Origin of the sequence: Kitasatospora sp. NPDC089913, assembly GCF_044748625.1 — a bacterium.
In the GTDB taxonomy this organism is placed as follows: domain Bacteria; phylum Actinomycetota; class Actinomycetes; order Streptomycetales; family Streptomycetaceae; genus Kitasatospora.
Genome location: NZ_JBIVGI010000004.1, coordinates 1 through 21,799, shown reverse-complemented (window position 1 = coordinate 21,799; position 21,799 = coordinate 1). Strand labels below are relative to the sequence as shown.

Annotated in this window: 17 protein-coding genes; 11 read left to right on the top strand and 6 right to left on the bottom strand. The window is 69.9% G+C overall.

Annotated elements, in window-relative coordinates; all coding sequences use genetic code 11:
- Nucleotides 1-5: 5 nt before the first annotated feature.
- Nucleotides 6-641, bottom strand: a complete 636-nt coding sequence (locus ACIPYS_RS08325) for a chloramphenicol phosphotransferase CPT family protein (RefSeq protein WP_400744764.1) — start codon at nt 639-641, stop codon at nt 6-8.
- A 475-nt stretch (nt 642-1,116) separates the two neighbouring features.
- Here ACIPYS_RS08325 and ACIPYS_RS08320 point away from each other — a divergent pair, with 475 nt between their 5' ends.
- From ACIPYS_RS08320 to ACIPYS_RS08285, 8 genes are all read left to right on the top strand, one after another.
- Complete coding sequence (locus ACIPYS_RS08320) at nt 1,117-1,989, top strand: hypothetical protein (protein WP_400744763.1); 873 nt, start codon at nt 1,117-1,119, stop codon at nt 1,987-1,989.
- A 59-nt stretch (nt 1,990-2,048) separates the two neighbouring features.
- Entirely contained in the window at nt 2,049-2,846 is a 798-nt protein-coding gene (locus ACIPYS_RS08315; protein WP_400744761.1) for a hypothetical protein, read from the top strand.
- A gap of 16 nt (nt 2,847-2,862) precedes the next feature.
- A complete protein-coding gene (locus ACIPYS_RS08310; protein WP_400744759.1) occupies nt 2,863-4,599 on the top strand; it encodes a hypothetical protein in 1,737 nt (578 codons plus the stop codon).
- 7 nt (nt 4,600-4,606) lie between these two features.
- Nucleotides 4,607-5,446: a hypothetical protein gene (locus tag ACIPYS_RS08305; protein WP_400744757.1), complete on the top strand. Its 840-nt coding sequence runs from the start codon at nt 4,607-4,609 to the stop codon at nt 5,444-5,446.
- A 240-nt stretch (nt 5,447-5,686) separates the two neighbouring features.
- Nucleotides 5,687-8,215 carry a DUF6603 domain-containing protein gene (locus ACIPYS_RS08300; RefSeq protein WP_400744755.1) on the top strand — a complete coding sequence of 843 codons (2,529 nt, stop codon included), beginning with the start codon at nt 5,687-5,689 and terminating at the stop codon, nt 8,213-8,215.
- Between the two features lie 6 nt (nt 8,216-8,221).
- A complete protein-coding gene (locus ACIPYS_RS08295) occupies nt 8,222-10,399 on the top strand; it encodes a hypothetical protein (protein ID WP_400744753.1) in 2,178 nt (725 codons plus the stop codon).
- Nucleotides 10,400-10,414: 15 nt separating this feature from the next.
- Nucleotides 10,415-14,155 (top strand): hypothetical protein, encoded by a 3,741-nt coding sequence (locus ACIPYS_RS08290; RefSeq protein ID WP_400744751.1) that lies wholly within the window; start codon nt 10,415-10,417, stop codon nt 14,153-14,155.
- 29 nt (nt 14,156-14,184) lie between these two features.
- Nucleotides 14,185-15,348, top strand: coding sequence for a hypothetical protein (locus tag ACIPYS_RS08285; RefSeq protein WP_400744749.1), 1,164 nt, complete (start codon nt 14,185-14,187; stop codon nt 15,346-15,348).
- An 85-nt stretch (nt 15,349-15,433) separates the two neighbouring features.
- Here the strand turns inward: ACIPYS_RS08285 and ACIPYS_RS08280 are convergent, their stop codons facing one another.
- Nucleotides 15,434-15,946 carry a ricin-type beta-trefoil lectin domain protein gene (locus ACIPYS_RS08280; protein WP_093858470.1) on the bottom strand — a complete coding sequence of 171 codons (513 nt, stop codon included), beginning with the start codon at nt 15,944-15,946 and terminating at the stop codon, nt 15,434-15,436.
- Nucleotides 15,947-16,155: 209 nt separating this feature from the next.
- Here ACIPYS_RS08280 and ACIPYS_RS08275 point away from each other — a divergent pair, with 209 nt between their 5' ends.
- On the top strand, nt 16,156-16,587 hold the full coding sequence (locus ACIPYS_RS08275) for a hypothetical protein (RefSeq protein WP_400744748.1): 432 nt from the start codon (nt 16,156-16,158) through the stop codon (nt 16,585-16,587).
- Nucleotides 16,588-16,645: 58 nt separating this feature from the next.
- Here ACIPYS_RS08275 and ACIPYS_RS08270 read toward each other — a convergent pair whose 3' ends face one another.
- Nucleotides 16,646-17,152, bottom strand: a complete 507-nt coding sequence (locus ACIPYS_RS08270) for a hypothetical protein (RefSeq protein ID WP_400744747.1) — start codon at nt 17,150-17,152, stop codon at nt 16,646-16,648.
- A gap of 257 nt (nt 17,153-17,409) precedes the next feature.
- Here ACIPYS_RS08270 and ACIPYS_RS08265 point away from each other — a divergent pair, with 257 nt between their 5' ends.
- On the top strand, nt 17,410-17,727 hold the full coding sequence (locus ACIPYS_RS08265) for a hypothetical protein (protein WP_400744745.1): 318 nt from the start codon (nt 17,410-17,412) through the stop codon (nt 17,725-17,727).
- A gap of 209 nt (nt 17,728-17,936) precedes the next feature.
- Here the strand turns inward: ACIPYS_RS08265 and ACIPYS_RS08260 are convergent, their stop codons facing one another.
- From ACIPYS_RS08260 to ACIPYS_RS08250, 3 genes are all read right to left on the bottom strand, one after another.
- Nucleotides 17,937-18,410 carry a phage tail protein gene (locus tag ACIPYS_RS08260; protein WP_400744743.1) on the bottom strand — a complete coding sequence of 158 codons (474 nt, stop codon included), beginning with the start codon at nt 18,408-18,410 and terminating at the stop codon, nt 17,937-17,939.
- A 78-nt stretch (nt 18,411-18,488) separates the two neighbouring features.
- Complete coding sequence (locus ACIPYS_RS08255; RefSeq protein WP_400744741.1) at nt 18,489-20,150, bottom strand: amidohydrolase; 1,662 nt, start codon at nt 20,148-20,150, stop codon at nt 18,489-18,491.
- Between the two features lie 16 nt (nt 20,151-20,166).
- Complete coding sequence (locus tag ACIPYS_RS08250) at nt 20,167-20,400, bottom strand: MbtH family protein (RefSeq protein WP_400744739.1); 234 nt, start codon at nt 20,398-20,400, stop codon at nt 20,167-20,169.
- A gap of 149 nt (nt 20,401-20,549) precedes the next feature.
- Here ACIPYS_RS08250 and ACIPYS_RS08245 point away from each other — a divergent pair, with 149 nt between their 5' ends.
- Nucleotides 20,550-21,671: an alpha/beta fold hydrolase gene (locus ACIPYS_RS08245; RefSeq protein WP_400744737.1), complete on the top strand. Its 1,122-nt coding sequence runs from the start codon at nt 20,550-20,552 to the stop codon at nt 21,669-21,671.
- Nucleotides 21,672-21,799 lie beyond the last annotated feature (128 nt).

Below are 21,799 nucleotides of genomic sequence, written 5' to 3'. Positions count from 1 at the left end.
CCTCACTAGACCCACCGGCCCCCGTTCACCGGACCGGCCCCCAACTCTAGAGGAGCCCCCGGACCGCCCACGGCCTCCCCCGGCACTCGCTCCTCCCGGGCCGCCACCCGAGCCGCCACCACGGACGCCACCTGTGCCGCGCACCACGCGGTCGGGTGGGTGCCGGTGTCGACCGTGAGGTCGTAGTCGATGCCCCCGTGGACGGCGACCGCCTGGGCGGCCGCCATGCCCTCCGCGCGGTCGCCGCGGGCGGCTTCGCGGGCGGCGGCAACCTCGGGGGCGCAGTGCACCCCGACCCAGAGCACGTCCAGGCCGTCGAGGGCGTCCCGCCAGCGCTGCTGGGAGGCCGGGCCGCCGAGGAAGACGTCGTCGACGACGACGCGGGCGCCGGCCCGGGCCATGGCGGCGATGCCGTGGGCCCAGGCCGTGTCGAGCAGCCGGAAGGTGTCCCCGACGGTGACGGTCTCGGTGTCGACCGCGATGCCGTCGGCGCCGTCCCGCAGCCGGGCGGGCAAGGCCTCGACAAGGGTGTCGACACTGAACGCGAGCCAGGCGCCGGGCAGGAGGTCCTGAAGGGCCCGAGCGAGCGTGGTCTTGCCGGAGCTGGAGCCTCCGTTGAGGACGATCACCTGTGTACGCACAGGACGCAGCCTACGGCGGGGCACCGAACGCAGGGAGCGGGGACCGTCGCCTCGAGGGGCCGGGACGCGACGACGGTCCCGTACTTCTCCCGGAGAATCCGGCGCACCGAGGTCGATCGAGCGCCCGCGTTCCAGGGTACCGGTGTTCGATGTGCTGCCGTCGGGGCGGCGGTCCGAGCGGAGCGGTCCGAACGCGCCGACGGCCGCGCTCCGTGCACCGGCCGAGAACATTCATGGACGGCGTGGTCCCTCATGGTCGACTGTCATATGTATACGAATGAGACGCGCTGTGCCGCAGTCCGGACGCCGCACTCAGGGTTGCGGAGGGACTCTCTCCGTGTTGCCGTAGGACCAGAACCTCCGTAGTCGAACGACATGCGACTGTTCGGAGTTCTCTGCGGACGAGGGCGAACCGGACCTGATGCAGTCGCGCACAAATGGAGTCCGGGCGGCACACCGGAAGGTTTTCCGTCTCATGCACAACGAGAAGTACTCGTTCAAACAGCAGCCTCCCGTCCCCCCGGGGTTGCGCACACAGGTGTCTCCGGGAAAGGAGATCCTGAGAGTGGCGAACGAGTGGAGGCCGGGGGAGGTCTACCGATTCGACGACAGACATCCGGACGACGTGTTCACAAATGGCCTGACTGCCCGCGGGACGCACTACGACCTCGTCAAACACATCGCCGGGGACGACTTCATCGGGCGTGACACCGGACTGATCAGTACGACCACCTCGGTGGTCCTCGGGCTGCACCTGTTCAAAGAGGCCCGACGCAGAGCCTTCAAGGGACTGGTCGGCTCCAGCATCGACCTCGCGATCAAACTACTGGAGGAGCAGGGGTTCAAAATTCACAAGGAAGGAGATTCCCTCACCATCGAGGCCCGCGACTTCTGGTGCTACCGGATCGTTCCCACGAAATACTACATATCCGCCCAGAAAAACATCTGGGACGAGACCCGACTCCCTTACAGTACTCCCGAGGTGCGCAACTACGCCTGGGAGCAAGCAGAATGGGACGCGCCGTACCGGATCCTCGGCACGGCCGTTCTCGACGCCACGAAGCACACTATCACCGTGGTAATGAGTGCCGGCGCCGACAAGAAATCCCCTGCGAAGCTGACGGAATGCCACCTGAGGTCGACGGCCGGGGAGAGCCGGAAGAACGGCAGGACCAGTGCTGCTGTCTTCAACCCCTTCACCGACCCCTCGGCGCGCTACGACGGGATCATCGGCTTCAATGCCGCGGTGCCGCCAGGGAGCCGGAACTACACCGCGCCCGCGAACTGGAAGCGGGAACGGGAGTACTGGAACGAAAAAGGGGAGCCGGTTCAGCCCACGAAACTCTGACCGTTCGGGAGACAAGCGTGGAAACCAGTACTTCAGGGGGTGCGCAGGGAGATCCGACGGTGCGCGTCGCCGGACTCGGGGAAGCATCCGACTTCGGCCTGCTCCTCGTACTGCCGGTGTGGCCCTCGGCGGACGGCGGTGATCCCGCCGGCGACCGCCCGGTGACCGTCCTCGTCGACTGCGGGTCCGACACACCCGGAGCCGAGCCCGTGACGAGGATCCGCGCGAGCCTGCAGGACGTGCTCAGGCAAAGCGGACAACCGCCGAACGATCTCGGACTGGACTTGGTCCTCGTCACCAACACCGGCGCCCGGCACCACTCGGCACTTTCCGGGGCCACGACCGGCCTTCGCATCGGGAAGGTCTTCCACGGCGCCGAAGCGGACGAGTACAAGTCACCGACCCGCGACTGGCTGATCAAGAACGACGCCCGAGCTCTGGGCGCTTCGTCCCTCGGCGGCCCCGCCCTGGTGAGCAGCGGCGGCGCTCTCCTCGCGGTAGAGGCCGTCAACGGTTCGGGGCGGACCGGTGTCTCCGGGGCGGGCAGCGGCCCGGTCGACCGGGACATGAACAGCATGGTGCTGAGGTTGGCCTTCGGCCGGATGTGCGTGCTCCTGATGTCGTCCGCGCCGGCGGCGCTGTGCAAGAAGGTCCAGGGCACCGTCGACGCCGTTCACATCGGCGGCGAGACGGACCGGGTCGTAGTGACCGGGAGCCCGCCCGCCGGCGCGCTGGACTACTGGCCGTGGGAGATGGCCACCGGTGACTGGGTCACCAGCGTGCTGGTGGACACCAACGGGGAATCCGGAGTCGCCGGTTCGCAGATTTCGGTGCTTCACACCAGGCTTCCGAAGTGAACGCAGGAGAGGCGTCATGCCCATCGATCTCAAGGAATTCACCGAGAAGATCAGGCCGGAGAGCGGGAACTGCTCGATCAGGCCCGCCGACTTCGGTTCCCCGGCGTTCGAGGGGTTCGTTCGGGACCATTTCATGGCTTCCAGCATCAGCCTGTCGGGTGCGGATCTGGACGAAGGAACGAGGACGCTCAAGGGATTCGTCCAGCTCCCCTGGGACGCGAACGGGACGGGCATCGAGTTGCACTTCACCGCGGACACCGGGTCCACGTCCGTGGCATCGCTGCGATTCGTCGTCCAGTGCCCGGACTGGCGCGCCCGGTCCGGGCACTGGCTGACCGACATGACGGCGTACCGGGCGCGCGGCGCCAGGAATCCGCGGACCTGCCTGGAGCTCGCCTACGACACGACCGTGACGAACGGAGAGAGCGTCACCGAGGACCTCGCCGGGGTGTTCGACTGGCCGCTCACCGGCGCGAACGGGAGGAGCAAGGACATCGAGGTGCGGCTGTCGGACACCGGCAACGGGCGTCAGAGCCTCGTGGCGAGGGACTGCGATCTGGATGTCTCAGGCATCGACGCGCTGCTCAAGGAGATCGTCGGCACCTCGGTCCACCTGGACTCACTGCCCGGGGTGGCGTTCCCGCGCGGCCTCTCCCTGAGCGGGCTGGGAATCGAGACCGACTCCGCGACGGGCTCCCTGGACGCGGCGTGGATCACGCTCCGCCTCGCGGGCGACTGGGACATCGTCCCGGGATTCCTGAGCCTTCGGAGCGTCAGCCTGTCGGTCTCGGTACTGGCCCCGCCGAACGGTCCGCTCTCCTGCGGAGCCGTCGCCGCGGGCCGGTTCAGGCTCCTGGGCATCGACTTCCTCGCGAGTGTCTCCATTCCCCAGGGCGTGGTGTACGTGGAGGCGGTCGGCCAGGTCGACGTGGCCCAACTGTTCGAGCTTCCCGACGGGTTCACGCCCGGCGCGGTGACGCTCTCCGGCACCCTGGACCTGACCGACAAGTCGTACGCACTGGATTTTGGCGTCGAGGACCCGTGGGTCGTGGTCGGGGACGTCATCAGGCTGACCGGGATCGGTGCCGGTGTCCGCGGCAGGGCCGGCGGGAGCCCTTCGGTGTACTGCGTCGGCGGCATCGAAGTCGGAACGGCGCAGATGCGCCTGATCGCCCAGTACGACGCCGCCGTCCTCGAACGCTGGGTCGTCTCCGGTGCGGCGTTCGACCTCTCCACGGAGCCGGTCGCACGGTGGATCGAGACGGTGACGGGCCAGCAGCTCCCCGAGGTCTTCCATGCGTGCGCGCTGGACGAAGTGCTCGTCTCCACGGTGGTGGGACAGAAGGACCTCGCCCTCCGGGCCGCCGGGCACATCGACATCATGGGGCTCTCGCTGCCCTTCGAGATCATCGCCGCGCGCGGCGCGGGCCTGTTCACGATCGGTGGGCGCCTTGCCGTCGTGCTGCCGACGGCCGACGGCCGGACGGTCGCCATGGAGTTCACCGGGTCGCTGACCACGACCGGCAAGGGCGGAGCCATCGCCCTCCACTGGAAGGACGCGGCGGGGGGTGTGACCCTCCAGGACCTCCTGGGATTCTTCGGCGCGAGCCTCGACGCATCCGGCCTGCGACTCCTGGAACTGAGGGAACTGGGCTTCTATCACGACGGCACGACCGGCGATCTGGTATTCACGTTCGACGTGTCCGGGTTCCAGGGGGCCGTGTGCCGAATCGGCATTCCGAGAGGGGTTTGAAGCACTGATGCCAGCCGTCATCGACTACACGTTCGCCGCCGACCTCATGGCCCGTCTCGTAGGAGCCTCACCGGACGAGAGCACCATCCGAGTCAAGACGGACCATCAGAACTTCTCTGAAGTCGCCTGCCTCTTCCAGAAGGGTTCGGCTCGTGGCCGGCAGCCGTACTTCACGGTTCTCACCCCCACCGGGGTCACGGGGGTGCGGACGAAGATCCTGCAACACGAGGAATTCAAAGGCAGGGAAGTCCAGATCTGGAACGATCCCCACGACCGCCTGCTGTTGATCGTCGACAACCAGATAAAAGTCAGACATGCAAGAACCGACCAGAACAAGGTGGTCGGCGCGGGCAGGGCCGTGGAACCCTTCCTGAAGAGCCTCGGGATTTCGGTCGATCTTCTCGAAAAGGTGATCAAGAGCCCGGACGACCATGTCGCGTTCCTGGACGCCGGCGCCTGGGCGGAGGCGAATGCGCAGCTGCGCGGCAGCGCGCTGGACGCCGAGGGGCTCACCGAGGGAGGGAAGATCAAGATGAACAAAGGGAATTACACAGTCGGTGCGATCGCCCACGAATTGTTCCATCTCCACGAGCACGACAGAGCAGGAGGCCTGGGGCCGTTCCTGCTGGAAGGCTGCACCGAGTACTTCACCCAGGAGGCGCTCGGCATCGATCAACGGTGGACCCGCACCGGAAGCCTGGGCCCTTGCACCGTCTACAGCGAGAACACGCAGGCCATCAGGAAGGTGCTCGACAACGGAGGGATCACACGGGAGGACATCATCAACGCATACTTCAACGGCGAGCAGGAGCAGATCGAGAAGATCGTCAGGAGCGACTGGGCCTGAGCGGTCACGGGAAGGCCGACGGCCCCGCACGGGTGACACACGGCCCCGATCCCGGCACACGACGGATCGACCGACCCCTCCCCCATATGGAGCGCACGACGCCCCCACCGGCAGGATGTCATCGGCGCGCTGCAATGACAGTTCGTAAACGATCCGCAAGGCTGCGAGATGTTCGGGGAACCACCTCGCACCCGTCACAGCACGCGGGGGTCACCCGGGATTCGTCGAAGGGCAGGAACGGTGACCGATGAACAACTGAGTGCGCATCCGGTGATCGTCGTCGGCGTTCCGGTGCTCGACGCAGACGCCGACAGGGCGAACGAAGCGCTCCGGCTCCTCCTGGCGCGCGCCAAGTTCGCCGTGGGCCTCTCCGACCTGCCCCTCGTCGGGGCGATGCTGCCCGCCGATGCCGTAACGCTGACCGGGGCGCAGCTGGCGATCACCACCGGAACGGTGACGGCCGCCGAGGCGCAGCGGATCAACTCCCTGCTGACGGCAGCCGATCCCACGGGAACGCTGCCTCGGGTCGCGGCGGCGGGGATGCCCCAGAAGTTCCAGTTCGGGCTGGTCGTCAGGGTGGGCGACAAGGTCCACGAGTTGTTCGTTCCAGTGCGGGCCGCTCCTGCCAAGGCCGGCACCGAGCAGGACGGGCAGCAGCTCGGACTGGTGTTCGGCCCGGTCCGGTTGCGCCGGTTGACACTGACCGCCGAGGGCGCGATGGTGGCGGCGGCGCTGGACGCCGCGCTGGTGATCGGACCGGTGGAGTTCGCGTTGCTCGGGCTGGGGCTCGGAATTCGGCTCGCCTCACCACCGGAGTTCGTTCCGCAGCTCCGCGGCGCCTCGCTCCTGATCGACAAACCACCGCTGAGGGTCGCCGGCCTGCTGGAGCGTCGGAAGACCGCCGAATACAGCGAGTTGATCACCGGCATGCTGTCGGTGGAGACCAGTGTGATCGCCATGGAGGCGATGGGCTGCTACGCGCGTGCCAAGGCCGGCTGGACGTCGGTGTTCCTGTTCGGGGAGATCGGGTCGCGGACGGGGGCGGGGCTGTTCGGTCCGCCGGCGTTCACGGTGAACGCGCTCTCGGGCGGCTTCGGCGTGAACAGCACCGTCCGGGTGCCGGAGGTCACCGAGATCGGCCGGTTCCCCCTGGTGGCCCGGCTGGCCGGCGGGGGCGGGGGCACCACGCCGCAGCAGGTGATGACCGACCTGATGGAGAAGGGGTGGATCCAGCCCCGCCAGGGGCGCTACTGGGCGGCGCTCGGGATCGACTTCAGCTGCTTCAAGTTCCTGCAGGTGCGGGCGCTCGCGCTGCTGGAGTTCGGCGACGAGTTCACCGCGACCGTCCTCGGCCGCGCCTCCATCACCTTCCCGAAGAACGCCCAGGCAGGACGGAAGGTCCACGCCCGGCTCACCGTCGACATTCGTTTCGCGGTGGAGCCGGCCAAGCATCTGCTGTCCCTGGACGCGGTGGTCGCCGACGGGTCGTTCGTCTTCGACGAGTCGGTCCGGCTCACCGGCGGGATCGGGATGCGGGTGTGGACCGGCGGGGTGCACGGCGGCGACTTCGTCGTCTCGGCGGGCGGCTACCACCCCGACTACCTCGTTCCGGCGCACTATCCGCGCCCGGCCCGGTTGGGGTTCGTCTGGTCGCCGGACAGCAAGGTCCGGATCTCCTCGCAGGGCTACACGGCGCTGACGCCGAGCGCCTTCATGCTCGGCGGGACCCTGGAGGCCCGCTACGACAAGGGGATGCTGTCGGCGTGGTTCGTCGCGCACCTGCACGCGCTGATCCGCTGGTCGCCGTTCCGACTGGAGTTGGCGCTCGGCATCCGGATCGGGGTGGCGTTCACCATCAAGGTGCTGTGGGTGAACACCCGGGTCTCGATCGAGACCGGCATCGATCTCCAGCTGTGGGCGCCGCCACTCGGCGGGCGGGTGACGGTGAAGGTCTGGTTCGTCTCGTTCTCCTTCACCTTCGGCTCCCGCCGCGTCACCCCGCCGCCGGCGACCTGGGCGCAGCTGCGCCAGCAGCTGCCCGAACCGCTGGGGGTCACCCCGCTGCGCGGGGTACTGGTGGACGTCACCGACACCGAGCGGAAGGCACGTGCCGAGAAGGCCGGGCCGATGCTGGTGTCGGCGTACGACTTCGCCCTGGCGACCAGATCCGCCGTCCCCGCCAACAAGGTCACGGTCAACGGCAAGGAGATCGGGCTCCCTTCGGGGCTCGGACCGCTGAGCATCCGTCCGATGGACAAGAGCGGCATCACGAGCGAACACCGGGTACGGGTGCTGCGCAACAACTCGCCCTACGACTGGCACGGGGCCGGCTGGAGGATCACCCCGCTCACCCAGCAGGTTCCCTCGGCGCTGTGGGGAGTCCCCGGCGGCGGCCAGGAGGCCAACGACCGGAAGCTGTTCACGGGGGTGAGCGGCCTGCGGATCGAGGTGCCGCCCGCCCTGGTCGGCGGCAGCGTCGGGCCCGCCACGGAGGAGTCCCTCGGCTCGGAGCGCCTCCCCGACGGTCGGATCCCGCTCCGGCACACCGCCGCGCAGGGCCCGGTGCCGGTGGTGGACGGACAGAGCGTGGGCCTCATTGCCAGGACCTTGAACGCGAGTGCGCAGCAGAGCGCCCGTACCGCCACCTACCGGGCACTGGCCGGGCTGGGCGTCGCGCCCGACGGCGACTGGAACGGGCCGCTGGCCCAGTACGCCCGGCAGGTCGAGCACAGCCTGACCGATGCCCCACTGACCACGACCTCGAAGTGATGCCTCATGACCACGGCCACGACCACCCCGCCGAACGAGCGCCCGCGAGCCGGCGCGGACGCCGAACTGCTGACCACGTTCACCGACTTCGTGCAGCCGGCCGCGACCGCCGGCGTCTACCGGTTCGAGGCCCGGCAGGTCGTCAAGGACGAGGGCGGCACCCTCCTCAACGGCACCGATACACCGATCGATCATCAGGTGGAGGTCCGAGCTCCGCAGTTCGTCCTGGACGCTTCCAGCGTGCAGGCGGTCCATCCGCCGCCGTCCGCGGCCGGCGACTTCGCCCGAACACTGCCGCATGTCACGATCGCGCGCCCGGCACTGCCCTGGGAGCGCCAGCAGAAGTGGTCGCGCGACATCCGGCAGCGAGCACCGTGGATGGCCGTGCTGTTGTTCCGGGCAGGCGAACTCCCGGGCGATCCGCAGGGGTTGGGGGCGACCACAGCACGCCCGGTCCGTGAGCTGGTGACCCCGACCGACCAGGGGGTGCTGGGCCCGAAACTCGACACCCTGCCGGAGGAGATCCTGGCGAGCGAGTGCCGCACCATCGACGTTCCGCTCGCGGTCTTCAACTCCCTGGTGCCGCGCGAGCAGGAAATGCACTACCTGGCGCACGTCCGGGACGTGCGGCCGAAGAAGACCCGATCGGAGGGCGAGCGCCTCTCCGAGGGCCGCTACGCCGTCGTCACGGGGAATCGCTTTCCCTGTGAGGCCACCGCCTACAGCGCGCACCTGGTCTCGTTCGAGGGCTTCGACGGGAAACTCTCGGGAGACCTCGAGGGCCACACCGCCGTGCGGCTGGCCGCCCTGTGGTCCTGGTCGTTCAGCAGCGACCCGGACGCGGCCTTCGACGCGTCGGGCGTCCTGAAGGCGCTGGTGGCTCCGGGCAGGTCCGACCCGGAGCACCTGGCCCTGCGGCTGCCACCGTCCGGCAGCGGGGGAAGCGCCGCCGTGCAGAACCGGCTGAAATGGGGGTTCGTACCGGTCGCCCAGCGGGTGCTGTCCGGAGAGCGGACGTTCGCCTGGTACCGCGGCCCGGCCACACCCGTCACCGCGCCCGAGGTGCCCGGGCAGGTCGGCGGCACCGATTGCACCAGTGCCGACCACGCCCTCGTCTACGATCAGGCCCAGGGCGTGTTCGACGTCGGCTACGCCTGCGCCTGGACCTTGGGCCGCACCCTGGCACTGGCCGACCCGTCGTACCCGGGCGACGTCCTTCAGGCCCGCCGCGCCCTCGCCGCGACCCGGATGCGTATCGACGCCTGCGGGTACGCACCGCTGGCGGACGACGACTTCCGCACGCTCGACAAGGGACCGCCCCGGCTGCCCGCCCTCCACGACCTGACCGCCGTCACCGAGGACCTGGTCCGCGGCACGGCCGTCACCACCATCGCCTCCCCGCAGCAGCTGACGAAGTCCCAGATCACCGAGGCGCTCGCCCACGATGCCCGGGGCCGCCTCGCGGCCATGCCCGCGTTCCTCGACCGGCTGTCCCTGCTGGACGGGGTGCCGATGTGCTACCTCGTCCCCGACCCGCGGATGCTGCCCCCGGAGTCGCTGCGGCTGTTCCGGATCGACCCGGCGTGGATCCGCGCCCTGCTCGCCGGGGCGCAGAGCATCGGCGTGCACACCTCGCTGGACCGCGACCTCGACGTCCACCTGCGTGCCGCGGTCTCCCGCCTCCGTGTGGCGAACGGCACGCCCAGAGCCGGACTGCTGATCCGATCGGCGCTGGTGGCCGCCTGGCCGAACGTCCGGATCACGGCCGCGCTGGGGACGACCGTGCTGCGCGAGCTGAACCGGCTCCGCCCCGACACCGACACCGTGCTCTGCCTCTTCGACGACGTGCCCGACAGGCTGGTCCTGCGGGAGCCCGCCGAGGGCATCCACTTCGGCATCGACGCCGACGACCGGGTGAACCTGCGTGAGATCCGGAGCGACCGGCCGGACACCGGTGCCACCATCCGGGGCGCCTACTTCCCGGCCCGGCCCGGCAGGACGGTGCTCCACTACCTGCGCGCCGGGAAGGACGCCCTCCCGGGGGTCCTCGACCTGCTCGGCAAGGACGCCGCGACAGGCATGATCGCCGACTTCAACGCCCAGCTCGGCCTGGAGCTCACACCCGCCCAGTTCGCCGTCGAAATGATCAACTCCCCCATCGAGCAGCATCTGACCACCGCGTAGAGGACTCCTGGGCTGATGAGCACCACCGACCTGATCGTCCCGATCCAGTTGCATGCCCTGGTCTACAACAACGGCGTGCGGCACGAGGCCTCCTTCCGGTGGCGGCCGGAGTTCACCGCCATGCTGAACGACCGGGCCGTGGCCGAACCGCTCCCCCCGGACGTCACGTCCGAAGAATGGGACGAACGCGGCATCTGCCTCCAGTGGCAGCTTCCCGAGGTCCTCGCCACCGGCCACTACGACCCGGCGACGGGCGACACCCGGTTCCCGCTGATCCCCAACCGCTGGCTGATCGTCCGCCACCACCGCAACGGCGAGGGTGACGCGCTCGGGGCGGCCGGCTGGGTCGTCAGCAGCGACTACATCCTCGAAGAGCACGACTGGCGCCCGGCCCCGGGCGACCAGTTCTCCGAGTACATCGACCCGCGGTCCACCACGTCTCCCAGGCGCACGAAGATCGGCCGCGCCGACCGGCTCTCCGCGGAAACGGTCTGGAAGGACCCCTCGGAGGGCAGGCCCCCGCACCTGACGGCGATCGGTCCGGGTCTTCCGGCGTTCGCGGCCTTCGAGCCCTACCACCGCAACGTGCTGTCCTTCTTCGACAACCTCTCCGACCTCGACTCGCTCGGGCTCGCCGAGGAACGCCCCTGGAACCGGAACGTGTTCAGCTACCTCGCCGTCGGCTGGTACGCGGAGCCGGAGACCGACGTCCTCCGCACCGCCAAGGACATCTCCGAACTGCTGCCACCGGACGCGTCCGGCCCCGACGACGTCGTTCGCGCCCTCGGCTGGTCGCTGCCCCCGAACACCTCCGCGACCGCCGACACCAGGACCCGCTACCTGGGCACCGCCCTCCGCGTCCCGTGGGAACGAGCGGGCGCCGCCCCCGACTCCCCACGTCCGAACCTCAACGACGTGACCGTCGCGGTCGGGCACAGCACGATGGACGCCGCACACGCCCTGATCGCCGCGCAGACCCGGTCCGACTCCAAGGCCGACCGGGGCACGGCCCTGCGCGCGGCCGACCTGACCAGCGCGCTCTACCACGGGCTCATCGAACGGTTCGACGACGCGGACGGCCCCGCCGACCTCGACGAGGCACTGCGCCGCACCTGGTTCGCCGGGCGTGACGCCGGATGTGCCTGGGAGGTCACCGACCGGCCCACCGACGGCCCGACCACGCCCCTCCGGCACCACCGCGCGGAGGAACCGGGATGGCTCGGCACCCTCAACAGCGACCAGGCCGCCTACGACCGCCTGGCGCCCCGGCTGCGGGCCGCCCAGCAGCGCTACTGGTTCCTGCACTGGCTGGTCGGGCTCCTCGGTCAGGACACCGGAGCGAAGGACCGGCAGTTCGTCGACGCTGCCAGAGCCCAACTCAAGGAGCTGGCGGCGGAGATCGACAGACTCAAGGGGGAAACGGCCGCACGCCTGGCAAAGGTCCCGCACGCGGACGCACCGGAGGACCTCGACCGGGCGATCGCCGACTTCGCCGCCAGGAAGGGCCTCCCCGCCGGCCTCCAGCTCCGACGGGTGGCCTCGCCGTCGTTCTACCAACCGTCCGACCCCGTCGTCCTGCTCCAGGGCGCCGGCGCACGGCAGCCGCTCGGCCGCGATCCCGACCAACCGCTGCCGTGCCGGTTCCCCGGCCAGTTGGTGAAGTCGGTCACCTCCGTGGGCCTGGAGTACACGGGTGCCGGCGCCCCCACCCTGCCACCGCTCGGCGGCGACGTCCCGGCCGTGTGCAAGGACCTGCTGCACGAGTTCGCCGTCCTCGACCAGGCCGCCCGCGCCAAGGGCGTGGGAGGCAGCGGCCTGTACGACATCCTGAACAACCCGGACACCCAGCTGCACGGACCCACCGCCACGAGCACGGCCGCGCTGGCCGCCTACACCTCCCTGTGGACCCAGCCCTGGCTGCCGCTGTTCCTCCAGTGGGAGCTCCACTACACGCCCACCCCCTACCGGAGCGGGCAACGCACCCACTGGACCTTCGACGGCGACGACTACACCTGGAACGGCACCGGCGCCCTCGCCACCGACGAGGACCAGGCCCGCAGACTCACTTTCACCGGCCGCTCCTTCCTCACCCCCACCCTCGGCCACACCCTCCGCGCCCAGGCCAGGCGCTACGGACGGACCTACCGCCTGCTACGCACCCAGGAACGCGACAGCCTCGGAACACTGGACGTCCGGCTGGCCTACCTGGACGTCCTGTCCCAGACACTGGACGGCTTCAACGACTGGCTGCTGCGCCAGGACGGTGCCGCCCGCCGCACCCCGGAGTTCGAGACGGCCGGCGGCACCGTCCCCAGGGTCGGGGACCGGGAATCGTCGAGCACGACCTTCCAACCGGTGCGTGCCGGACAGTTCTTCTTCGCCGACCTGCGCCTCATCGACCGGTTCGGCCGGAGCGTCGACATCCTCTCCGACACCGGCGACCGCATCAAGCAGTTCGCGCCGCGTCGCGCCGACAGCGTCACACCGTCCAAGCACCTGTTCGCCCACGTCCAGGGAGCCCAGCGGTTCGTCCAGCTCCCACCCCGGCTGCTGCAGTCGGCCCGGCTGCGCCTGGAGGCCGTCGACGCCACCACCGGCACCCGCTACGCGGCCGGCCCCGCCACAGCCTGCCTGCCCGAGCCGGACCGCCCCACTCCCCGGACCGGCAAGGACCCCGCCGGGCCGCTGGCCGGCTGGCTGCTGCTCAACTACCTCGACCGGAGCCTCCAGGTGCACGCTCCCGACGGCGCGCCGCTCGGCGAACTCCGGGCGGTCACCGGCACCTCCGGGACGCGCGAGACCGCCTGGAACCCGTTGCCCGAGTCCCTCGCAGGCCACCCTCAGGACCCGTCGTTCCTGGCCGGTGATCCGCAACTGCGGAACTTCGTCCGAGCCCTGCTCGAGCAGCCCGCCGACGACCTGGACACCCTGCTCACCTGCATCGACACCGCCCTGACCCGGATCGCCCCGGTCGATCTGCCCCTCGCACCCGCCCAGTTGAACGGGCGGCCGCTGGCCCTGCTGCGCGCCGATGTGACCATCGACCTCAACGGCCCGCCGCTGAGCGACCCCGGCCTGGACACGATTCTCGACCCCCCGACCGAGGACTATCCCTCCTACACCTGGCCGGTCCGCCTGGGCGCCGCGGATCGGCTCTCCGACGGACTGATCGGCTACTACGCCACGCACGGCGCCGCCGGGGACGCCATCAGCTACCGCACCATCCGCACCGACTTCCCGGTCAAGGACAGGACCTACACCGTCCCCATCGGCAATGGCGACCACCTGGCACTCCCCTCCCGGCCACTCACCCAACCGCCCGTCACCCATCACCTGACGCTCCTGGTCGAGCCCCACGCCCCCGTCCACGCGCACACCGGCATCCTGCCCAGCGAGGCCCTGCAACTTCCCGCCGACCTCGTTCGACAGGCCCTGGAACGCATCCGCGCCTCCTTCCGCCTCACCCCGCTGCTCGCCCCGCTGCGCACCTCCCCCGTCCCGCCCTCGGCCAAGGACGCCGATCCGGTGGACGGGATCGTCGTCCCGCAGCCCGCCGCCCTGCACGGCACCTGGACCTGGGCCGAACCCGCCCTCGCCGACGGAGCCACCACCCCCACCTGGACGTCCGTCCCCGTCGCGCCGGCCGACACCCGCCTGCACCCCGACGACCCGGTGCCCACCGCCCGGGCCGGCTACCTCCAACTCCGCCCCGGCACAGCTGGCGGGCAAGTGCGCCGCCGGAAGGGAACCTCGTGACCATGCAGCGTTACATCCAGGGAGGGCCCATGCTCCTGGACTACCGGATCTCGACCTACCCGGACGAGCTCACCGTCGACTACCCGGACCCGGTGGACCTGATCCTCACCGTCGACAGAGCTCCCACCTCGACGAAGCTCGTCCAGTGCGACAGGATCACCGTGGCACTCCTGATGGGGAACGCCGACGTCGCATGGGTCGAGGAGAAGGACGCCCAATCCATCAGGGCCCGTGTCACGGGCGGGTCCGGCATCGGCCACGGTGAAGGGTGGACGGCCAAGTTCAGGACGACGAAGGATCGGGACGACGAGCCGGGAACCTGGTACGACGTCATCTTCACCCCCAAGGCGCCGGCCTCCTTCGACGGTAGCTGGGACCTGGAACTCCGGATCAGCGGCATCAAGTTGAACAAGGAGGCCGGCCACGCGAAGCTCCTCGTCATCGAGAAGACCTCGACGGGTGGCTCCACCTCCGAGAGGAGCATCACCGATACCGTTCAGAAGGCACCTCGGGAGTTCGAGCTGCACAGCTTCCGTGCCGACCCGCTGCAGATCAACAACGGCGACCGGCCGACTCTCAAATGGCAGGGGACCCGCAGCGCCGCCTACACCATGTACTGGAACGACTCCAAGGCGCACATCACCCCGGGCCCCGAAACACCGCCGGGGCAGTGGACCTGCCCCGACCCGCTGGTGAAGGACACGAACTTCCTGCTCCAGGGCCACTTCGCGCAGAGCGGCAACACCTATGAACGCTCCCTCACCACCCTCGTCGCCGTCCTCACTCCCGACCTGGTGGTCCACCGGCTCACCGTCAACGGTCCGCTGCTGGCGAAGAACACCGTCACCGTCGATGGCGCCACCGACCTCAACGGCACGGTGAAGGCGAAGGGCACGCTCACCGTGGCGGGCGCGCTGACCGCCGAGAGCACCGCCACGGTCGGCGGCGACCTGACAGCCAGTAGAGCCGCCACGATCGACGGCACGCTGACCGCCAAGAGCACCGGATCGATCCACGGCGCACTGACCGCCAGGAGCACCGTCACGGTCGGCGGCGACCTGACAGCCGAGAAAACCGCCACGGTCAAGGGCGAGTTGAAGGCCCAGCAGGACGCGACCGTCGCCAAGACGCTCAAAGTGACGGGCGACGCGACCTTCGGGACCGTGCACGCCGCAACCGTCAAGGTCAAGTGACGGCGGCTCGGACAGTCCGCCACGAGCCGACAGCGCACCGCGGCCGTGCGAAGCCCGCACGGCCGCGGCCCCGTCCGGCGGTCGGCTACGAAAGCGCCATCCAGGACTGCTTGGTCTGGTTGTTGCACGAACGGAGTACCACCGCCCTGTCGGCTCCCTCGTCCTGAATGCAGTAACCGGGGAACTTGGTGCTCTCGATCCGGTCTCCGTCGGATGCGAACGAGGCGCTCCAGAGCTGAGCCTTCACGCCCGGGTTGCACGCCGCCGACTCGACCGCCAGGTCCTTTCCGACCGCCCGCAGACACTGACTCGTTGCCACGCTCTGGAGCAGATGACCAGGCAGCACCGTCCCGGCCTTGACCGCGAACCGTTGCTGGGGCTTGATGTTGTCGCTGCCGTCGAACTGCGGCGACCAGGCGCGCAGCTGTTTCACCCCTTGCACCATGTCGAGATTCTGGTCCGACGCGACATTCTGGAACGTGTACACCAGGTCGTTCGCGTGTGCGGGCACCTGTCCGGCCACGGAAACCAGTGCCACCGTCAGAACGGAGACCACCGCCCCCGCGGACGCCTTCCCGCCGAGACCTCGCCACTTCATACGACTTTCCTTTCGGTCGATTGCGCGACGGTTTCACTCACTCCACGCACCGGGGTCCCCAGTGCGACGACTCAGACTAACGGCCAATGGCGACACGCAAGCGGGATTCACCAGCGAGTCGTCCACGAACTACTTGAACGGCGCACCATACTTGCACTGACATCCGACAGGCCGGAAAGAACCGGCCGGCGAGAGGCGGACGATCGACAGTGGCAAGTGCGCCGGACTCCGGGATCTTCCTCGACCCCTGGAGAATCTCCACCGACAAGGACGACAATCTGGTCTTCCACAACAGCAGAACCAGCAAGTCATTCATGATCACCCCCAGCGGAATTGCCGCTCCCACCCGCCACAGCGTGAAGGTCGGCCGCCCGCAGCGCCGCTACCGGGGCCCGCACACCGAAGCCCAGGACGGGATGATCGTCGGAATGGTGCACTCCAGGGACAAAGTGAACAGGGAATCGTATGTCCAGATCGAGTACGACGGCCTTCCCCGCGTCAGGGTGTCGGCGAACGGCGATCAGCACGTGTGGGACAACTGCTTCAGCATCCCCGTTCCCACAGGAAAGCAGTACACGCTCTCCGAGGACCTGGAAGAATCCTGCGAATCAAATTTCTACTGGATTCCCCTGACCACGTGACCTCCCCTGACCGCGCGACCTCCCCGGATCCCGCGACACGACAGAGCCCGGCGACGTCCTACGGCTGATAGAGAGTCCAGAGCTGACTGAGCGAGGGCCGACCGAAGACCCCGCCCGCTGTAACGGTTTTGTTCTCCCCGTTGCCCTGCAGGACCTGGTTCGGGTTCTTCTGGCTCGAGATCGTGGTGTGATCCTGAGCCGTGTCGACGATCCACCGCTGCGCCAGATCACCGTCCTGGCAGAACTTGAGGTTCACCGGCCGGTCGAGCCCGTTGTTCGCAATGCAGCTCCGGTCGCCCCACCGGATCGTGTAGATGCCCGTTCCGTCCTCGGTCTTCGCAACCAGCTTGAAAATCCACTCCTGGGTCGACCCGCCTGCAGGCCTGGTGTCGATCTCGGTACTGTGGAAGTAATCGAGATTGAGGTTGTCGGCGAAATTCTGCACGGCTGTGGTGAATTCCACGGACCGAGGCCGGGCGGCCACCGCTCCCGCACTTGTGACTGCGACGGCCGACACTGCGGCAACAGCCGCGATCGAGGCCACCACTTTTTTGGCGATGCTCATTCCGATCCTCCTGTAGTCACTTCCGTGACAGCCGCTCGCCGCCCGCGCACCGGCAGCCTTCTTGCTGCGGCGCGGATCCCGACAATTTTGCCGTCGCCGGAGAACTACCCACCAGAAAGTTCGTACAGGTCCAATCTCCTCGAGGAGAACCCGCATGGGCTAACGCAAGCCCGTGCCGCAACCGTTCGGCGAATGCCGCCACTCCGGCCCCGCCGACCGTCCGCACCAGTGAATCCTGAACCTGAAAGGGGCAGACAATGCCAGGAGCCATCACCGTCGGTGATTGGACCGTCCAGCAGGACTCGTCCGGAAATCTGACCTTCAAAAAGGGAAGAATCACCTTCTCCCTCACGGCCGAAGGGAAGATCAAGAGCTCCGGCGGAAATGCCGGTGACGTTCTTCACGACCGGTCCGTGGTGCACATCGTGAGCACCCACCGGGGGTCGTACCTGGACTCCACCTGGCAGGGCGACTCGAGCCATTCCAGCGACTGGGACCGCTGGGCGTACTTCGTCAAGGTCCCCCAGGGCAACACCCCCAACCAGGAGACCGAAATGACCCTCAGGCTGAAGTAGATCCCGCCTCTGCGGCGGCGGCCTCCCGGCCCCGCCGGGACCGCCTCCGCGACGGCAGGCCGGAGCACGGGCTGCTCATGGCGTTCGCGGCGGCGACGGAGCCGGAGCCGCCGCGTCCGCGGGGCAGTCGAGTTCGAGTACCGCGACCGCCTGCGATGTCCTCAGGGCTGCGGCTGGCGAGCGGGCGGGACCGTGGGCCGCCCGACGGCCTACCGGCTGCCGTACTCGTTCTTGATGACGAAGAACGAGCCGCGGATCGTCCCGGCGAGCTTGGACTTCTGGCGGGCGAACTTGAACCGCTGGGCCAGTTCCGCCGGGACCTCCATCCCGTCCGAGAGCTTGAAGCCGACGGCCCGCTTCTTGGCGTCCTCGACGGTGTACATCACGTTGACCGACAGGCCGCTCTCGTAGAAGACGTAGGCCATCCTGATGCCCTCGACCTCGAAGGCGGTGGCTTCGAGGGGCCGGGACGCGATGACGATCCCGCGCTCCTCCCGGAGGATCCGGTGCACCCGGTCGACGACCTCGGTGGCCTCGGCCGCGGGCTCCACCGTGAAGGTGTGGTCGTACTTGTTCCGGAAGTACCGGGCCTCGTTCGCCCGCAGCCCGGCGAGTGCGTCCGCGACGGGTGACGACTCCAGGCCGACGGTCGACACGGTCTCGAAGTCCACGGTGTAGGTCATGGCGGGTTCCTCCGCATGGGCCACGGGCAGGGCACGGGGGCGGGCACGGACGGGCGGGGGCCTCTCCGAGCGGTGATCCTATGCCGCGGGCCCGGCGGAGGCCGGACCATCGGGCCCGTGCGGACTCGTGTTCCGTTCGCCGGCGGCGCGCCGCCCGTCCCCGTCCCCCGCCGGGCGGCCGTCGACGTAGGTCGCCACGATCTCGGTCCCGGCGATCCGGGAGGGGTCGACGCGTCGTGGGTCGTCGCCGAGGACGACGAGGTCGGCGCGTCTGCCCGGGGCGAGGCTGCCGGCGGCGTGTTCCCAGTGGCAGGCGCGGGCGGCGGCGACGGTGAAGGCGTGCAGGGCCTCGTCGACGGTGATCGCCTCGGCGGGGCCGACCGGGCGGCCCGAGGCGGCGGCGCGCTCGACCATGAACTGGATCGCCCGCAGCGGCGCTCCGTCGGTGACCGGGCGGTCCGAGCTGCCCACGAGGGGCACGCCGTGGTCGAGGAAGCTCCGGCCCCGGTAGAGCCAGGGTGCGCGTTCCGGGCCCATCAGGGTCGCGTAGTCGTCGCCGAAGGAGTGCAGGAAGGCCGGCTGGACGACCGCGGCGACGCCGAGGCGGGCGAAGCGCGGCAACTGGTCGGGGCGGACCAGTCCGGCGTGCTCGATCCGGTGCCGGGCGTCCGGTCGGGGCCGGAGGCGCTGGGCGTGTTCGAGGGCGTCGAGGGCGAGGTCGACGGCGCGGTCGCCGATGGCGTGGACGGCGAGCTGCCAGCCCGCGAGGTGTCCGTCGACGACGAGCCGGGTGAGCTGCTCGGGGTGGTCCTGCAGCTGACCGGTGTGGTCCAGGCCCTCGTAGGGGGCGGTGAGTGCGGCGGTGCGGGCCATCATGCCGCCGTCGGTGTAGATCTTCAGGGCGCCGAGCGACAGCCAGTCATCGCCGAAACCGGTGCGCATGCCGAGGTCCAGGGTGCGGGGCAGCCGGTCGTCGCGGTGGGCGGCGCGCGGGCGCAGCGTGTCTGCGGCGGCCATCAGCTGGACCCGCAGGGGCAGTCGCCCCCGGTCGCGGAGCAGTTGGTAGGCGCCGAGTTCGACCGGGCTGTGGCCGAGCAGGCCGCCGCCGATGCCGGCCTCGGCGACGGCGGTGACGCCTTCGGCCAGGCAGGTCCGGGCGGCGCGCTCGACGGCGTCGGCGATCTCGGTCTGGGCGTAGGGCAGCCGGAGGCGGCGGACCTCGGCCATGGCGGCCTCGACCAGGAAGCCGTCCTGGTGCGGGACCCCGGCGGGGAGCAGCTCCAGGACGGCGTCCAGGACGGCGCTGTTGACGACGCATCCGTGACCGGAGTCGTGCATCAGGAACACCTTGCGCCCGTGGCTGACGGTGTCGAGTTCGGCGGCGGTCAGGTGCCGGCCGAGGGCCCGCTGGTCGTAGCCCATCACGTCGACCCAGTCGCCGGGCACGCCGGTGCGGGCGGTCGCCTCGGCGACGGCGGCGAGCACGGCGGCGACCTCGCGGCAGGGGGCGACGCTCGGCGCGCTCTGCTTCAGACCGGTCCAGGCGAGGTGCACGTGGCTGTCGATGAATCCGGGGAGCACGGTGGCCCCCTGGAGGTCGACGACCTCGCGGGCGGGCAGGGAGGTAACGGCCTCGTCGAGGCCGACGATCCGGCCCTGCCAGATGCCCAGGTCATGGGCGACCGGATGCTCCGGGTCCATGGTGAGGATGTTCGCGTTGGTCAGCCGGCTGCACAGCACGGGCGGGTGCCTGCGGTCAGGCGGTGTCGGTCGCCGCGGTGGCGGTGGTGGCGGCCGCGAGGGAGCGGGGGCGGAGGTCGGTCCAGTTCGACTCGACGTACTCCAGGGCCGCGTCGCGGGTGGTCTCCGCGAGGACGGTCGTCCAGCCTCCGGGGACCTCGGCGAAGGACGGCCAGAGGGAGTGCTGGCCCTCGTCGTTCACCAGGACCAGGAAGCGGCCGTCGGGGTCGTCGAAGGGGTTGGTGCTCATGTCCGGGTCCTCCATGTGGGCGACTGGGATGATGTGCTGAGCTCGGGTCAGGAACACAGGTCGGCCGTCCCCGGGCCAGGTCACTTAGGTTAGGCTAACCTGGGTTTCGAGCCTAACGTTCTCCCTCCTCCCTCACAAGGAGCCCGGGCATGACCGATCCCGTTCCCGGCCCCCCGGCCGGTCCCGACCACCCCTTCGCCGCGTTCGGGCTGCCAGGCCGGCCCGGCGGCGAGGAGTTCTGGGGCGCGCCGGGCCCCACCTCCGTACCGGCCCCCGGCGGCGGGTGGAGCACCCTGTTCCGGCGGCGCGGCGGCCCGGCGGAGGTCGAGTTCGAGAGCTGGTCCGCCCCGGTCCCGATGGTCCGCTGGCGCGACACGGACTGCTGGTACGCCGAGGTGCGGATGCCCGCGCGGCTCCGGGTGACCTACCGGTTCCGCGCGGGCGGCGAGTGGTACGCCGATCCGCTCAACCCGGTCGGGGCCGGCGGCGAGCGGTCGATCGCCGCGACCCCGGACGCCCCGCCGCAGCCGCACTGGCCGGCCGTCGGTGCCGACGACGTGCTGCCGCTGCCGGCCACCCGGATCCGCTGGGCGAGCGATCGGCTCGGCGGGCGGCGCACCGCCCGGGTCCACCCGGTGGCCGGGGGCGGACCGGTGGTCCTGCTGCTCGACGGGGACGACTGGCTGTACCTGCACCCGGCCGTGACCGCCTTCGACGCGGCGGCGGCCGCCGGTGAACTGCCCCCGGTCACCCTGGTCTTCCTGCCGGCCGCGGACCGGCTCGCCGAGTACACCTGCCGGCCGGAGCTGTGGCAGGCGGTGCGGGACGAACTGCTCCCCCGGGTGGCCGACTGCGGGGTCCCCGCGGACCCGGAACGGCTGGTGGTCGCCGGACAGAGCCTCGGCGGGCTGAGCGCGGTGTACGCGGCGCTGGAGTTCCCTGACCTGGTGTCCCGGGTCGCCTGCCAGTCGGGGTCGTTCTGGTGGACGCCCCAGGCTCCGGGCCCGGCCGACCTGCCGGCCGACCCGCTGGGCGGGCCGGTCGGCGGCGCCGTCGCCGCCCGCCTGCGGGAGCGCCCCGCCCCGGCCGGGCTGCGGATCGCCTTCGACCTGGGCGAGCACGAGACCCGGATGCGCCCGCACTGCGAACTCGTCGAGGACCTGGTCCGGCGGGCCGGTGCGACCGTGCGGGTGTCGCGCTCGGCCTCCGAGCACGACCGGGCGGGCTGGCGGCAGGCCCTGCTCAGGGATGTCGCCTGGGCCCTGGACTGACAGGCCCACGGACGGACGTGGGGGGGGGGGGGGGGGGGGGCCCGCGGGGGCCCCTCGCGGGCGGCGGGTATCTACAGAACTATTTCTTTTTATGCCCGAAGGAATGGGGTTTTTGCTTCGGCTCGGGT